We start from the raw sequence: 15773 nt of genomic DNA, 5'->3' as shown, positions 1-15773 counted from the left end.
CTGAAAACAGCTATTGAGCAAGGATGGAAACCCAATGGGAAAATTCAAATTAAATCGGAGTTAGACTTATTCACCGAATGGTATCCAAAAGCCAAGCTGCATAGGTTGATTCAAGCTAGTCAAACTACCAAAGACGGCATCATGATCTACACTAACGATGAAAAGTGGATACCTTTTTCGGAGATGTTAGCTCAGTATCCACTTGAAACGTTGTAGAAAATGACAACAGCGTATAATCACTTGCTTATCTACGTTGTAGACGTTAAAAACGACATAATAGTGGATGAAAACCACTCTTATGAGCTTTAGTCCTAAGTGACATTTTATTTGCCGTGGAGATGGTAAGCTTATGAAATGAAAGTGGCAGGGTAATCAACCACTTAAAAACCGATTGCTACCTAACACGTAGACGAGTCAGTGCGGTCTTGGAGTCTCCCCAAATAAAACAACTGTCGTGCTGTACCTTGACAATAGAATCTTGCTGGTTCTACTTCATTGTTCTAGCATTCTCCCTAGAAGTAGGTAAAAGATTCACTCAATTGCAATTGACTGAGGACCCCCTGCTTTGCCATTATGTCCCTCAGTAGTAGAGGTGGTGTAGGTGGTTGAGCCAATCTGTTGAGATAGCCAGCTTTTAACAGGATCGTCAGCAAGGTTGAGTCGAAGCACACCAGAGAAGAACCCGCCCATAAATGAAACTGGGTGCTGGGTGAATTGTTGCCAGATTGGCGTCAGTTCGTCAATGAACATAAGTAATTTCCTGGCGTTAGCATCAAGAATTGTTAATTTAACATCAATCTTAGCGCGTGCAGTGCTGCTTTGGTTAATAAGCGTGTTTCGTAGAGATGTGGTTAAGATTGTTAACGTGCTATCAACAGGCTCAAACAATTTCGCCGTATCGCCACCCGATACGATCGTCTCCATTCTTTTGTGGTTATAGTTTGAAAACACACCCTAGGGGGATCTTATACTTTGAAGAAATCCTCTCAGTTTCGAGTTTTCTGTCTCATTAACCATCATCAAAATTCCTCTGCATCTGGTGCGTTAACCGAAATTACAAGTATTACACCAGATGCAATATTATTAAACAACAAATGCAGGACGATGACCAATCCAAGGTTGAGCAGCTTCCAATTGCGCTGCTAAGCTGATGAGAGTTGCTTCCGCGGCAGGTTTTCCAACTAATTGCACGCCTATAGGTAAACCTTTTTCGTCAAAACCAACAGGAAGTGCGATCGCTGGTTGTCCGGTGGCATTAGCTGGGGGACAAGGAGCAACCCAATTAACAATATTCTGGAATGTATCTTCTGGACTCAGATGCGCCCATTCACCTACACGGATGGGTGAATGCAAATATACGGGCAATACTAGTACATCCACAGTGTCAAAAAATGCTACGATTTGCCGCGCCACCATTTGCATTTGATAAACAGCCTGGAGGTACTCGCCAGCAGAACCAGTGCGTGATAACAACCAACGATTCACAGGCTGCAATGCCTCAGCCGGAAGACCTGATGCAGCTACACCAGTTTGCCACACGGTTTGAAACGGTTCTATCAATCCGCTGAAATCTGGGGATTTTTCTGCAACTGTGTGGCCGAGTTCTTCTAATAACTTTACTGTTTGCAGCACGCCTTGCTTACAAGTGGCGTCAGCTTCTCCAATCGGCAGAATACTAGTAGCATATGCTACGCGCAATCTCCCAATTCTTTTTTTGCTAGCAGTGAGGAAAGATGGTTCGGGATCGGGTAGCCAATAAGGATCGCCTGTGACATAACCTGACATTACATCTAAAAGAGCAGCAGCATCGGCAACAGTACGGGCGATAGGGCCATTAGTTGCAATCCCACTGAGGCGATCGCCCACAGGTGCATGAGTCACCCGTCCCCGCGCTGGCTTGATTCCTACCAAACCGCAGCAAGCCGCAGGCCCGCGAATCGAACCACCACCATCGGAACCTTGGGCGATCGCACACAATCCGGCTGCAACTGCTGCTGCTGCGCCACCACTGGAACCGCCAGGAGTATATTCTAAATTCCAGGGATTTCGGGCTGGCGGAAATCCCGTAGGTTCTGTGTAAGGAAATGAACCTATTTCGGAAGTAGCAGTTTTACCGAGAAGAATAAACCCAGCTTGTTTAATCCGCGTCACTACACCATCATCGAAGTCAAGGATATTGTTGAGTAATGCCGGATTACCGAAGGTACAGGGGACACCCGCCACAGCGTTAAGATCCTTAATAGAAATAGGCACTCCAAAAAACGGTGGTAGCTCGTTGCTGCTTGCCAGCATTTCCGTTTTGGCTTTAGCATCAGCAAGAGCTTGCTCTGCCATCACCGTAAAATAACTTCCCAGTTTGGGATTCAAGCGTTGAATTCGTTCTAGGTATATTTGCACCAACTCTAGTGGCGACACTTCCTGGCGTCGGATTAACTGTGCCTGTTCTAGGGCTGGGGTAAAGGCTAAATCAATTTCATTCATTTTTTAGAGCCTCATCAAAGTAATCCTGACTTTACATAAAAATGCAGTTCGCCCTGAGACTGGAAGTCTGCGATTTCTAATCGCCAGGTATTTTTTGCAAAATGGGATGCCCCTTAAAAACACCTATTTTAGTTCAAGTTTATTTTCAGGAAACGAACACTCCACGGTAATTTTCAGGTTACTTTTAGCAGTGCCTTTTGTCACATAGGGAATCCCTGCTTCTCCACCCAGTTCGATGCCAAATTCCAAGGTAACTTTATCTACGTTAGGGATAGGGATTTGCTTAAACGCATGTAAAGAGTAAACAGTATAAGCTCGAATCGTAGTTTGAATTACTTGAAAATTTTGGATCATTTTCTGCCGCAGTTGTGCTGGACTCATGCCCTTGTCAAGCAGCGCTTCTTCCTCTTCCTCTGTAGGTGCTTCTATAGTGACTAAAGGAATATTCACGTCCTCCGAAGCTTCGATGTAGATGATAGTGTTGTCATCTAGCTGGATGGGTGTGAGTTTGGTCATAGGATGAACTCTTGTAACAGTACTTTTAGTAATTACTACACCCTTACCAAAATTTTTTATGGAAAGCTCGCTAAGCTCTTTGTATCTTCCTAAGTAATCATGCTGCTATAAAAAAACTTTATTTCTTCTACTATGATCAGGGATGCATTGGTAGTTGGAATTAATACTTACAATTATGAGCGCTTGCCTAACCTGACAACACCAGCACAGGATGCAGAAGCGATCGCACAACTTCTCAGTGACTATGGTGGCTTCAAGGTGCGACGCCTCCCAGCAGTCAAAAAAGACAATAGCATTCGCGTTGGTCAGAAAACAAAGGTAACGCTGACCCAATTGGAAGAAGCATTGGTACAACTGTTTAAGCCTGAAGGAGACAACGTCCCAGACACAGCACTATTTTATTTTTCTGGACATGGACTGCGAAAAAACCGGGGAATTCAGGAAGGCTATTTGGCTACCAGTGATGTGAATCCCGATCTGGGCTTTTATGGACTATCGCTGCAATGGTTACGCCGATTACTTCAAGAATGTTCAATTCGACAGCAAATTATTTGGCTGGATTGCTGCTACAGTGGGGAACTGTTAAATTTTACCGAAGCAAATCCAGGAGATAGAGGAAAAGGACGCGATCGCTGTTTCATAGCCGCATCCAGAGAGTTCGAGGTAGCTTACCAAGACGTAAGTAGCGATTACAGCGTTTTCACCAAAGCACTTTTACAAGGGCTTGATCCCAAACGGCAGCCACAAGGTTTAGTAACTAACTACACTTTGATTGATTTTCTCAAACAGGATCTCAAAAGCGTCACCCAGAGTTTCGTATTTACCAACTTTGGTGGTGAAATCATCCTTACAGGCAAAGCAGCAGAGTCTGTAAATCCAGCTTTGGGCGGCATTTGTCCCTACAAGGGTTTGGCTTACTTTGACTGCAACGAAGAAGATCCCAAATATTTCTACGGGCGTGAGATCCTGACTGACCAACTTTTGGAAAAGGTGCGTTCTGGAAATTTACTCGCTGTTTTGGGAGCTTCTGGGAGTGGCAAGTCGAGTGTGATGAGAGCGGGGTTACTACATCAGCTCAAGCTGGGACAGCGTTTATCGGGTAGTGACGCGTGGCATACTTATATCTTTAGACCCGGCGAACATCCGCTGCAACGTTTAGCAGAAACATTTGTGGAGTCGGATTTACCGACTGTTGACCGTGCTACCCAGTTGGCTAAGGCAGAAGAGTTGATTAAAGTAGGTGCTGTAGGTTTAGGGCATTTGGTGAGTGCTGTGCAAGCTCCTCGCGTAGTGCTGGTGGTGGATCAGTTTGAGGAAGTGTTTACCCTGTGTCAGGACAGCACTGAACGACAACAGTTTTTTGAGTGCCTGTTGGGTGCTGTCAACCGTCCCGATAATAAACTCTGCTTGGTAATAGTGATGCGGGCAGATTTCTTTGGCAAGTGTGCTGAACAAGAATATGCTGGACTTGCCAGCTTTATTCAAGAGCATTTGGTAACGGTGACGCCAATGACACAGCAGGAGTTAGAGGCAGCAATTACTGAACCAGCTAAAAAAGTAGGCTTGGAAGTAGAGCGCGAACTCGTCACCCAAATGATTGCTGATGTGAAAGAATCTCCTGGTAGTTTGCCTTTGTTGCAGTACACGCTGACGGAATTGTGGCAACAGCGTACTGTCGAGCGGTTAACGGTTTCTGCCTACATTAGGCTTGGTGGGGTAAAGGGAACCCTGCAAAAACGCGCTGATGAAGTATATCAATCTCTGTCACCAGAGGAACAGCAAACAGCCAAGCGAATTTTTCTGGAACTAACGCACCTAGGAGAGGGAGCGGAGGATACGCGCAGGCAAGTACTCAAACAGGAATTAGTCACTGCTAAGCAATCGGAAGAATTGGTAGATAGGGTCATCCAGAAATTGGCGGATGCCAAATTAATAGTTACCAGTATCTTGAATGAAAAAGGGTCAAAATCGGGTCGAGTTGCTGTGGTTGATGTTGCCCATGAAGCGCTGATCCGCCACTGGTCGCTACTGAGAAAATGGCTGGATGAGAACCAGGACAAACTCAGACAGAAGCGCAAAATCGAAGCTGAAGCTGAGGTGTGGCGAGATAGGGGAAAGCCAAAGGATTATCCTTATTTGCTTCAAAGAAAGCCCTTGAAAGAAGCTGTTGCCCTTCAGCAAGAGCAAACTGGAAATTTGATGCTATCTAATTTGGCTCAAGAGTTTATAGATCAAAGCATCAGACGCATCAGACAGATGCGTGTAGCAAAGCGTAGATTGATTGGGCTTGGCTTAGCAACTTCTTTTGGTCTGATTATATTTTTAGGATTCGACTTTCAGAAAAATCAAAGAATAGCGCAAAAGTTGCAAGTCATTGAATTGGCGAAGGGACAAAAAGAAAATCCAACAAGAATCAAAGCATTACTGCAAGAGCTAGTTAAGGATGGTGGCAGCTTGAAGAATATTAACCTCAGGCGTATTGACCTTAGCAGAGCTTTCCTCAGGGGTGCTAACCTCAGCAACGCCGACCTCAGGGGTACTAACCTCAGCAGAGCTGACCTTAGGAACACTGGACTCTATAATGCAGACCTCAGCAATGCTAACCTCAGCAATGCAGACCTCAGCGCTGCCGGCCTCGGCAATGCTAACTTCAGCAATACTAACCTCAGCAGTGCTAACCTCAGTCCTGCCAATCTCAGTGATGCCAACCTTAGGGGTGCAGACCTTAGCGATGCCAACCTTAGGAGTGCAAACCTTAGCGATGCCAATCTTAGGGGTGCAGACCTTAGCGATGCCAATCTCAGTGATGCTATCCTCAGCAGAGCCGATCTCAGCAGTGCTAACCTCAGCAACGCTGACCTCAGTGGTGCTAACTTAGGCTGTATAGCAATCCCAATAGAATCCTTAATTAAATTCCAAGACGACCAATGTACCGATTTTAGAGGAGCTAAAAACTTGACACCTCGGCAAGTTAAATCAGCCAAGGATTGGGATAAAGCGAGATACGATGAGGAGTTTCGCAGCAAGCTAGGGTTGAAGTAGGAAGCAGAGAGTAGGAAGGACGATCGCTCTCCTATAGCTTTTAAGAAATGCGATCGCCCATCAACTCAATTCTCAATACTAAATTTCCTACAAATAGGTTTTCAAACATTGATGAGATAAAAGTGCGATCGCTATTTAGTTGCGTTTAAGAAAATCAAGCGTTTGCCCCAGCATAAATGGTTCAATAAATACTACTTTTAGTAGATGTTATTTTCAGATAGATAGTATTTACTCTAGCAGTTGTGGTTTTTAAGAATTAGGCAACAATGCCCTTGTAGGAGATTGGTCGAAATGTATTGCATCTCCCAGGAAAAGTTTGCGTAAAAGTTGTGCAAATTCACAATATTTTAAGAAAGGGAAAGAGTAAAGCTAAAAGAATCGTTTATTTCCTTTTCTGTTTAGCTTTTTTCCCGGCTTCTGTAAGAAGTCTATTGCATACACTCCTGTTAGGGGCGTAATATGCTCAACTACTGCGAAGAATTAACTCAGCAAAAGCCTTTGCTTGTTGATTTCAAACAGGAAGGCGCTTCTCGTGAACTCTTTCTTAATCCACCACTTCTAACCAGCAACAATTCTGGATGGAGTGGTATTCATTTCGAGCATCATTATCAACCTAGTTATGATACCCCCGAGCATCGCTTGACAATGCACACTATCAGTATCGCCTTCTGTGCTATTCCATCAGAACGATGGTTTGATGGACGTAGACAAAGGGAGTATCAGACGACGGGAACAATAGCGATTATTCCTGCTGGTACGCTGCATCGTTGTCTGTGGCAAAAAGATGTTCAATTCATGTTTGTTGCGGTTGAACCCAAACTTCTTGTTAGTTTGGGTGCAGAAGTTGATGCACCCACAGATATTGAACTGATTCCAGAGTTTGCAACTAAACAAGATCCGCTTATCCAGGGTATAGTGTTATCGCTTAAAGAAGAACTTGGATATGACAGACAGGGAAGTAATTTATATGTTGAACAGTTAACAACAACATTAATTATTCATTTATTAAAGAAATATTCTGTTAGAAAACCCCAAATTTTAAATTATGGGGATGGACTACCCAAGCACAAGTTGCAGCAAACGCTTGAGTACATTAATGTCCATCTCGACCAAGATATTAAATTGGCTGACTTAGCTGGAACAGTGGGTATGAGCCAATATTACTTTGTTCGCCTCTTCAAACAATCGATGGGTATCGCTCCTTACCAGTATGTGATTCAACAACGTGTGGAAAGAGCAAAGCAATTGTTGAAGCAAGGGAAGGTGACAATTACTGACATAGCCTTGCAGTGTGGTTTTGCCAATCAAAGCCACTTTACCAAGCATTTTCGTCAACTCACAGGAGTTACACCAAAAACTTATCAACAGCTTTAGTTGTTTGTTAGTGGTTAGTTGTTAGTGGTTAGTGGTTAGTTGTCTCCCCATCACCCCACCTCCCCATTCCCCTATTATTGACTTACAATTCCCGACCACTGCACTTTTTTCTGTTTTTCTCGGCGGTAAGAAAAGAAATGCTCTGGTGTTTGGTAGGTACAGTAAGGAGCGATCGCAATTTGTTCCGGACTAATTCCCAATTTTTCCATCTGTAAAGCATTCACTCGCCGGACATCCAAGCGCACTTTGCCGGGATTTGGGTCTGTAAGTAAGGGAGAATTTGGTAGTTCGTGCAATGCCTCAACGATCGCTTCCTCGTTTTCATGTGGTATAATGCTAGCCCCGACTTCAGCGGCTACTTGAGTGGCTACCTGGTATACTTCTTTGGCGATCGCAGGCCCCATTGCTATTCGTAAATCTTCAATTTTGCTGCCCTGAGCTTGCAAGCGGGCAATTGCTTGCGGCACAATCTTTGCTGCTGTACCTCGCCACCCAGCGTGTACTGCTGCCACCAATCCTGTTTTTTCATCAGCAATCAGCACGGGTGTACAATCAGCACTGGCTACCCATACTGCTTGCAAAGGCTGTTCGCTCACTAAACCGTCTGCCGATACCAGAGCAGAATTATTTTCTTCCTCTATCTCATTTAACTGAGTAACAATTTCCGAAGGCGTGAGCACAGTGTTGCCATGTACCTGTTTTAAGCGATATCCTGAAGCATCTGGATGCAGTACCATCGTCAACTCTTCTGGAGAACGAGGCCAAAAATGTTGGGTAAAAAAGCCATGCGGCCAAGCTTCAAGAAGACTACAAGTCAGATAAGACATTCCTTGCCAAGTATGCCAGTGCCAAGTGTGCATCTTCCAACCAGCCTAAAAACGAAATAAAAATCAGCCAATTAATGCTAACTTGAACAAGCAAATTTAGGTAAACTCTGTGGGATTGGATCGGCAACAGTTGGAAGTAGCCCTAAAAGTCGGGCGCGAGTATACTTATTTACCGTTTCGCTTGCATATATTTGAATCTGTCGCTTCAACTAATCAAACCCTTTGGGAATTGGTAGAACAAGGAGTGGAGCCTGGATGTGTAGTTATTGCCACTCAGCAAACAGCTGGACGGGGACAATGGGGACGGCAATGGATTTCGCCAGCGGGAGGATTGTATCTTTCGCTGTTTGTTGCTCCTCATATAGCAGCTAACAATAACTATCAGCTCACTTTTGCTAGTGCTTGGGGAATTGCCAATCAATTGCGGAAATGCGGCGTCGATGTTGCGATTAAATGGCCTAACGATCTAGTTATCGACAAGCGCAAACTGGGCGGTATTTTAACGGAAACCAAAGTCAGCCAAGGAACAATAACCCAAGCAGTCATAGGTGTTGGGATTAATTGGATAAACCCAGTTCCAGAAACTGGCATTAATCTGGAAACATGGCAAGCTTCCAGAGAGTCCAGACCTATATCCAGTTTAGAAATGCTGGCGGCGAAAATTTTACTAGGAATAGAATCCGGTATACAGAGTCTTTTGCAAGAAGGAGTAAATATATTATTGACTCGCTATCTAGAGTTGCTGGCAAATGTTGGCGATCGCGTATACGTCAACAATTTGGCAGGCAATATAGTTGGTGTGACTCCTACTGGGGAACTGCATGTGCGTATGGATATATCTACATCCGTAACTTCGACAGTACCTGAAATCTACCTCCAGCCCGGTATAATCAGTTTGGGCTACAGCAAAAATCAGGTTAATTTCTAAGCTTTCCCAAAACTTTAAATTTGGGCTGGGAAACTACTGACAAAATTAAGATTAGGCAAACTACGTACTTACACCACCACCAAGCAATGACGCAGCGCAATCACTCTGCCCCTAACCGTTTGCACCACTCATGGCAGCGAACGCTGCCAGCACAGAGTATCTGTTGGCTTGGCAGCTTCAGCCTTCTGAGCAGCGGCCTGGTACTTGCCCAAACCGAATCATCCATCGATAATATTGTCCCGACAGTAGAAAATTCCCAACCAGCAGCGGGCAATATTGTCAAAAAAGAAGTAGTTGAGCGTAGTCATGCTGCTCCTACTCCAGAGGTGGCTCAATCACAGCCAGAATTTTCGCAACGGCGAACTAAACTTAGACAAAGACTGCGGAAAGTCGAAATTTCCCAGCCTCCAGCACAAAAAAGACAGTCTCAACCTCAAGCTGAAGCTTCCCAGTCTGTAGTCAGAGTCCGAAATTCCAAACCCCAAGTAGCAGCTTCTCAATCTACAGAAACGGTGAGGGACTCATCACCCAATAATGCTCCTGTTGTTATTAGAGAAAGAAAACCGCAAGTAGAATTTGCAGCTCCGACTAAGCCTAGTTCTACACCACAGAAACTACCTGAAGTCGCCCAACCAGCAAACAACTCTTCAAGTACTGCTAGCGCGACAGCAGGTCAAACCAAGGACTACAATAACGCTTATATTGACCCGACTGATTACAATCCCGCAGCCAAGTACGAAGCTCCCAGTAGCGTGGTAATTACAGAACGTTCCACCGGTTGTAAAGCTATATTGGTGCAAGGAGTTTCTAGCACTATTTGTGGTAGCAATCAGTCTGTAGCTAACTCCAAAACAGGAACACCGAGTTGGCTAAGAAAAAGTCAACACGCTCGGTTAGCTGCCGCTACACCAGCCAAGCGGATTGCCACTAAGAGTGAAAGCAATACTGGATGGCGTCCGCCTCGGGTGATTTCTAAAGTCATTGCTAATGCTAATCGGGTTGCTAATGTGGGCGTGACCAAGAGTAGCGATCGCTCAAATCGCTATATTCCCGATCCTAGCAGTTTCACCCCTACAACCACAGTTAGTTCTGTTCCCATCGCGCCGAGTGGCGGTACTTTACCCGCACCGATGACAGCTGACAACTCAGCACCCCGCCCCAGTGTAGTAGCTTATAATATTCCTCTGGCAACGACATTACCGCGAATCGCCTATAGCACTATGTATGGTAGTAGAGTTGCGATTGGCGGTACAGGGTTAGCGTTTCCGCTGATTGTTCCCGCGCCAATTACTTCTTTATTTGGTTGGCGAACTCATCCAATTACTGGCAACCGCCGTTTCCACTCTGGTATGGATTTGGGTGCTCCTATGGGAACACCAATTTTGGCAGCATACTCCGGTCAAGTAGAAACTGCTGACTGGCAGGGTGGCTATGGCTTAGCTGTAATCCTGAATCATAACAACGCTCTCCAAACCCTCTACGGTCACATGTCCGAAATCTTTGTTCAACCTGGTCAGTGGGTAGAACGGGGAAGCGTGATTGGACGGGTAGGCAGTACAGGTAACTCTACAGGGCCCCACCTGCACTTTGAAGTGCGCCAACTGACACCCCAAGGCTGGGTTGCAACAGACCCAAGTCTACCATTACAGTCTGCCCTTAATCAATTGGTACAAACCTCTCAGACAGCCCAGGTAAATCGGGAACCAGGCAGCTGAAATTAGGGACTGGGGACTAGGGACTGGGGACTAGGTAGGTTAGGAGAAGAATCTTCTCCCAATCACCAATACCCAGTACCCAATTACAAATACCCGTGTTCTGCCAAGAATGTGGGTGTTATTTCATCACGACTTGCGTCTGGGTCTGCTGCTAGGTCTCGTTTGCCGCCATAAAGGAATTTTTCTACGTATTTGCCCAGAATATCCCCTTCAAGATTCACCCAACTGCCCGGAACGAGATAGCGGAGATTGGTTTCGGCATAAGTAAGAGGAATAACTGCTACCTTAAACTGTGAAATTTCTGGATCGTAGTCGGCGACTGTGAGGCTGATGCCGTTTACGGCTATACTACCTTTGGGAACTATGTAACGGGCGATCGCATCAGGAGCTGTAAAAGTCATCTCCCAAGAAGTTGCTGTCTGTTGTGCCGAGACCATGCGACCAATGCCGTCTACATGTCCCATGACAAAATGACCGCCAACTTTGCTACCTACCCGTAAGGAAGTTTCTAAATTTACATATCTTGGTTCTGCTTGCTCTTTTCCTAAGGTTGTACGGCGCAAGGTTTCCGGTGATGCAGTCGCAATAAAACCATCCTTCAAAATTTCTTCCACGGTCAAACAAATGCCATCCACTGCTACGCTGTCACCATAAGCCAGATCTCCCATAACTGATTCTGATGCATGGTTAACACAACTGATTTGCCAATAATCCCCTGCTAAGGGTCTTATAGTTCCTAATGTCTGAATTATTCCTGTAAACACGGCTGTTTAGTTAATTTAACTCTATTTATTGCTTAATTTTGACCAAAATTAACTAGTAAATTCTTATAGGTATAACAAAATTTAAGTATCTTTTTTAACTATATTTTGTATCAAGCTCCCAATACATTTACAGTTAATATAAGAGTGATTTGGATATTTATATTATTGCCGAACTAAACTGATTTGACTTACTCTGGTGTTCACAACCATTTGGGAGTTTAATAGAAGCAATTATAGAAAATAAAGACTATGTTTGTAATTGTCCCAAACTTGCCCAAACAAGGGTACGATTTGTTACATGTACCTCCTAGCGCTCAAAAGATTGTAGAGGCTTAGCCAATGATTGAAATGAAAGTCGCTGGCATAGCGTTAGATGCCATAACCCGCAGCCCGATTGTCCTTTTGAAGGATGCTTCAGACCGGCGTGCTTTGCCTATTTATATCGGTCAAGAACAGGCTAGGGCAATAATGGGCGCACTGGAGAATCAGAAGCCTCCTAGACCCTTAACTCACGACCTGATTGTAAATATTCTAGAGGTCTGGAACATGACTCTAGAGCGCGTCATCATTCATTCTCTACAAAAGGACACATTCTACGCAGCCTTGATTGTCAAGCAAGGCGATGCCAAAAAAGAAATTGATGCTCGTCCTAGCGATGCGATCGCTGTTGCTCTCCGTACAAATACGCCTATTTGGGTAATGGAAGAGGTAATAGCTGATGCATCAATACCTGTAGATAGAGATGCTGATGAGGCTGAACAGCAAGCATTCCGCGAATTTATCTCTAACCTCCGCCCCGAGGATTTAATCAAACGCTTTGACAACGGTGAATCCTAGAACAGGGACGAGTTTTAACTTAAAAGTCATTGGTCATTGGTCATTAGTCATTGGTCATTAACTTTGAACTTTGGACAAATGATAAAGGACTAACTTTATTTAAAAATGCGATACCGACGCTTTGGAAAAACTGAACTGTGCCTTTCAGTATTTTCCTTGGGAACAATGCGCTATTTGGCTTCAGTTGAAAATGTATGGCAGACGATTCAAAAAGCCATAGCGCTGGGGATTAATCATATAGAAACTGCTAGAGGTTATGGCAAGAGTGAGGAGTATCTTGGTGGCGCGATCGCCCTAGGATTGCCAGTACCCCGTTCGCAGCTTCACATCACTACCAAAATCCCTCCCACGGCAGATGCTGACACAATGCGTCGGTATATCGATGAATCCCTGGAGAGATTGCACCTGGATTATCTAGATTGCTTGGGGATTCATGGCTTAAATACTTGGGAACATTTAGACTGGGTGAAAGCAAATAATGGCTGTATGCAAGCAGTGCAGGAAGCTGTTGCTGATGGACGTGTTCGACACGTTGGCTTTTCCACCCACGCTTCCCTAGAAGTGATTCTGGCAGCAATAAAAACAGACTTTTTTGAATTTGTCAATCTGCATTATTACTATTTTTTCCAACGCCATGCACCAGCCATTCAGCTAGCCGCAGCAAAGGACATGGGCGTGTTTATCATTTCTCCCGCCGATAAAGGCGGACGCCTGTATACGCCATCCCAAACGCTAGTTGAGTTGTGTCATCCGTTCTCGCCTCTAGAGTTAAACTATCGATTTTTACTGAGTGACCCCCGCATTACTACTTTGAGTGTGGGGCCAGCAACCCCAGAAGAACTAATCGAACCATTGCAAGTTGCTGACCGGGATGAGGAGTTAAAATGTGAGGAAATTACTGTTTTTCAGAGATTAGAAAATTACAAAAATAAAGCATTGGGTACTGAGAAATGCAGTCAGTGCTATGAATGCTTACCCTGTCCAGAAAATATCAATATTCCAGAAGTATTGCGACTGCGAAATTTAGCAGTTGCCTATGATATGACTGATTACGGACAATATCGTTATGGCATGTTTGAAAACGCTGGTCACTGGTTTCCTGGAATGAAAGCGAACCGCTGTACAGAATGCGGCGACTGTTTGCCGAGATGTCCGGAGAATTTAGATATTCCCGCTTTGTTAGAAGATACCCATGAGAGGTTAAAAGGGAAAAGTGGTAGGCGGTTGTGGGGATAAATAATTAAATCAATTGGTGAAGTTTTATTGATTGCGATCGCATCTTTTTAAAACTATGGAAGCAACAAAACAGCGATACTACACGCCAGAGGAATACCTGGAATTAGAAGAAGCTGCTGACTACAAAAGTGAATATATTGACGGGCAAATCATTCCGATGGCGGGTGGAACAGCAAATCACAATCGTATAGCTGGTAATTTCTATGCTGCGTTGAACTTCGCGTTCAGACAGCAAGATTATGAAGTGTTTAACAGCGATATGCGTCTATGGATTCCTAAACGGCGCATTTACACTTATCCAGATGTAATGGTTGTGGCGGGTGAACCAGAATTTTTTAACAACCGTACAGATATAATTCTGAATCCACAGGTGATAGTGGAAGTTTTATCAAAATCGACAAAAGGATACGATTGCGAAGACAAATTTGAGGCCTATCGAACCATTGATTCTTTTCAAGAATATCTGCTAATTGACCAAGCTAGGATTCATGTAGAGCAATATTCTAAAACAGCTAAGAAGCGATGGTTGATGCGTGAGTATGACGAAGAAGATGAGGCAATTTCCCTCGCTTCAATATCCTTTCAGATTTCGCTGCAAGATTTATATAACAAAGTGAAGTTTGAGGTGGTTGAGTCAGAAGGCGATCGCGCTAATGTTGAGGAATGAAGTTGAAGGGCGATCGCAAAGCATATAGTAAACGTCGGTTTGGCAGAAGTCACGACTGCTGCTACAACATCATCACCATCTAACCAAAGTACTAAAATCGGACGCTTTTTAGAAGCACTACTACTTGTATATGGAATATCTGCCACCCAGAAATCACTGGGTTGGATAGTCATCATACAAACCTTCGTCTTCTGGGGCGTAACCGTTTAAAAAGGCATCATGGCTACGAGTAACTACTGAAGGCTTCTCCTGATTTGCTGGTTGAATAGTTACGATCCAGCATCCTGGGCCAATACTCTCCACGATAGAGTTTGGCAAAGTCAATTTCTCACCTGCTTGAACTTCTATTTCGTATGTTAAATTAACCAGTTTACTTTTCATACCTATGACTGTTTAATCATATCGTGGAATGTTGATAGTACTATAGTGCCACTTGCAAGTCTCTATTAGAATGTTCGAGTGCGATCACTTTACTACTGCCAACCAGATATCGCCCCAATGATAGCCCGATGTGTTTTAGCAGTATTCATCTCAGGGCTGCCAGAAACCCTTTCTGACTAATTCAGGCAAATAGTTTAGGTATTTTGAAACGCTGTGACTTTTACCTACAAAAGATGTGGCATCTTCATTTATTATCTTTGAGTGATGCTCTTTAATTGGTTTACGTTCACAAGCATTCTGACCAGCTTCAGCTGATTTGAACGCCATTTTTAAGGTTAGATCATCATAGTTATACACATTGATTAAATGTCCTCTTACTCGTGAGGCTACATAACCCCAGTTTTTACTACTATCCCTACGAACTGCACCACCGAGAAGAATCACATCTTGCAGTGAATGTTGGGTTTCTGACCAAGCTTCCAAACTATAATAAGCAACACGCGCACCCAGTGAATGAGCAACAATACAGACATTTATTTCAGGAATTTTATTGGAAATTAAACTTGGTAAATATTCTCTACCAACCTCCTTGGCACGACTTTTGCAATGGTGCCAGTGAAAAATACCCAATTGCAATGCACAACTTAATTTACAGGAAGCATCCCACCATAATTGATACACAGAATCTTTCCATCCAGCATAACTAAATGCTGTAAGCAAACTGTCGTCGCGTACTTTATCTTGACTTAAATAACCATCTATGAAAACTAGAGCTTTTATACTTCCTGCTGGTTGTGAAATAAGTCGAAGTTCGGGTTTATCCATTGTGTTAGTTTGAGCCAACCAATATCTATTGACTTGATCTCAGTATTCCCAGCAATATCCTTGATGTATCACGTCATTTCTAAAAGAAAAGAAGCGATTGATCGCCCTCCCTCTTTTCCCTTCCCCACCATCCCCCCAGCAACGATAAAATCACTAAGGTATCACCTATCCTGCCTTAGT

The 15773-nt window shown here is 44.0% G+C and carries 14 protein-coding genes and 1 pseudogene; 8 read left to right on the top strand and 7 right to left on the bottom strand.

The features are described from left to right. Window positions 1-216 (top strand): annotated as a pseudogene (locus FIS9605_RS44430) (DUF6262 family protein); the annotation flags it as partial. A gap of 315 nt (window positions 217-531) precedes the next feature. Here FIS9605_RS44430 and FIS9605_RS0129740 read toward each other — a convergent pair. The 3 genes from FIS9605_RS0129740 to FIS9605_RS0129730 all read right to left on the bottom strand — a co-directional run bounded on the left by FIS9605_RS0129740 (window position 532) and on the right by FIS9605_RS0129730 (window position 2997). Then, entirely contained in the window at window positions 532-750 is a 219-nt protein-coding gene (locus tag FIS9605_RS0129740) for a hypothetical protein (protein WP_026735838.1), read from the bottom strand. Between the two features lie 333 nt (window positions 751-1083). Next, window positions 1084-2481 (bottom strand): amidase, encoded by a 1398-nt coding sequence (locus tag FIS9605_RS0129735; protein WP_026735837.1) that lies wholly within the window; start codon window positions 2479-2481, stop codon window positions 1084-1086. 123 nt (window positions 2482-2604) lie between these two features. After that, a complete protein-coding gene (locus FIS9605_RS0129730) occupies window positions 2605-2997 on the bottom strand; it encodes a CU044_2847 family protein (RefSeq protein WP_026735836.1) in 393 nt (130 codons plus the stop codon). A gap of 132 nt (window positions 2998-3129) precedes the next feature. On the opposite strand from FIS9605_RS0129730, the gene FIS9605_RS0129725 reads away from it, so the two are divergent. Together FIS9605_RS0129725 and FIS9605_RS0129720 are read left to right on the top strand one after the other, a co-directional pair. Next, complete coding sequence (locus FIS9605_RS0129725; RefSeq protein ID WP_026735835.1) at window positions 3130-6039, top strand: nSTAND1 domain-containing NTPase; 2910 nt, start codon at window positions 3130-3132, stop codon at window positions 6037-6039. Between the two features lie 459 nt (window positions 6040-6498). Further along, on the top strand, window positions 6499-7413 hold the full coding sequence (locus tag FIS9605_RS0129720; RefSeq protein ID WP_026735834.1) for a helix-turn-helix transcriptional regulator: 915 nt from the start codon (window positions 6499-6501) through the stop codon (window positions 7411-7413). Window positions 7414-7487: 74 nt separating this feature from the next. Here the strand turns inward: FIS9605_RS0129720 and pgeF are convergent, their stop codons facing one another. Then, window positions 7488-8273 carry a peptidoglycan editing factor PgeF gene (gene pgeF, locus FIS9605_RS0129715; RefSeq protein ID WP_026735833.1) on the bottom strand — a complete coding sequence of 262 codons (786 nt, stop codon included), beginning with the start codon at window positions 8271-8273 and terminating at the stop codon, window positions 7488-7490. A 76-nt stretch (window positions 8274-8349) separates the two neighbouring features. Here pgeF and FIS9605_RS0129710 point away from each other — a divergent pair, with 76 nt between their 5' ends. Together FIS9605_RS0129710 and FIS9605_RS0129705 are read left to right on the top strand one after the other, a co-directional pair. Then, window positions 8350-9168, top strand: a complete 819-nt coding sequence (locus FIS9605_RS0129710; RefSeq protein WP_026735832.1) for a biotin--[acetyl-CoA-carboxylase] ligase — start codon at window positions 8350-8352, stop codon at window positions 9166-9168. Between the two features lie 86 nt (window positions 9169-9254). Then, the gene (locus FIS9605_RS0129705) at window positions 9255-10883 is read left to right on the top strand and encodes a peptidoglycan DD-metalloendopeptidase family protein (protein WP_026735831.1); all 1629 of its coding nucleotides are present in this window, start codon (window positions 9255-9257) and stop codon (window positions 10881-10883) included. A gap of 83 nt (window positions 10884-10966) precedes the next feature. Here the strand turns inward: FIS9605_RS0129705 and FIS9605_RS0129700 are convergent, their stop codons facing one another. Beyond that, the gene (locus FIS9605_RS0129700; RefSeq protein WP_026735830.1) at window positions 10967-11647 is read right to left on the bottom strand and encodes a riboflavin synthase; all 681 of its coding nucleotides are present in this window, start codon (window positions 11645-11647) and stop codon (window positions 10967-10969) included. Between the two features lie 339 nt (window positions 11648-11986). Between FIS9605_RS0129700 and FIS9605_RS0129695 the strand changes: the two genes are divergently transcribed. The 3 genes from FIS9605_RS0129695 (at window position 11987) to FIS9605_RS0129685 (ending at window position 14387) form a co-directional block, all read left to right on the top strand. After that, window positions 11987-12484, top strand: coding sequence for a bifunctional nuclease family protein (locus tag FIS9605_RS0129695; RefSeq protein WP_026735829.1), 498 nt, complete (start codon window positions 11987-11989; stop codon window positions 12482-12484). A 105-nt stretch (window positions 12485-12589) separates the two neighbouring features. Further along, window positions 12590-13720, top strand: coding sequence for an aldo/keto reductase (locus FIS9605_RS0129690; RefSeq protein WP_026735828.1), 1131 nt, complete (start codon window positions 12590-12592; stop codon window positions 13718-13720). A gap of 55 nt (window positions 13721-13775) precedes the next feature. Continuing rightward, window positions 13776-14387, top strand: coding sequence for a Uma2 family endonuclease (locus tag FIS9605_RS0129685; RefSeq protein ID WP_026735827.1), 612 nt, complete (start codon window positions 13776-13778; stop codon window positions 14385-14387). Between the two features lie 153 nt (window positions 14388-14540). Here the strand turns inward: FIS9605_RS0129685 and FIS9605_RS0129680 are convergent, their stop codons facing one another. Both FIS9605_RS0129680 and FIS9605_RS0129675 read right to left on the bottom strand, forming a co-directional pair. Further along, window positions 14541-14768, bottom strand: a complete 228-nt coding sequence (locus FIS9605_RS0129680; RefSeq protein ID WP_026735826.1) for a hypothetical protein — start codon at window positions 14766-14768, stop codon at window positions 14541-14543. Between the two features lie 150 nt (window positions 14769-14918). Then, window positions 14919-15593 carry a DUF726 domain-containing protein gene (locus FIS9605_RS0129675; RefSeq protein WP_026735825.1) on the bottom strand — a complete coding sequence of 225 codons (675 nt, stop codon included), beginning with the start codon at window positions 15591-15593 and terminating at the stop codon, window positions 14919-14921. Between the last annotated feature and the right edge of the window lie 180 nt (window positions 15594-15773).

Source organism: Fischerella sp. PCC 9605 (assembly GCF_000517105.1).
GTDB lineage: Bacteria > Cyanobacteriota > Cyanobacteriia > Cyanobacteriales > Nostocaceae > PCC9605.
The sequence above is the reverse complement of the archived record's forward strand: the minus strand, read 5'-3'. Positions and strand labels throughout refer to the sequence as shown.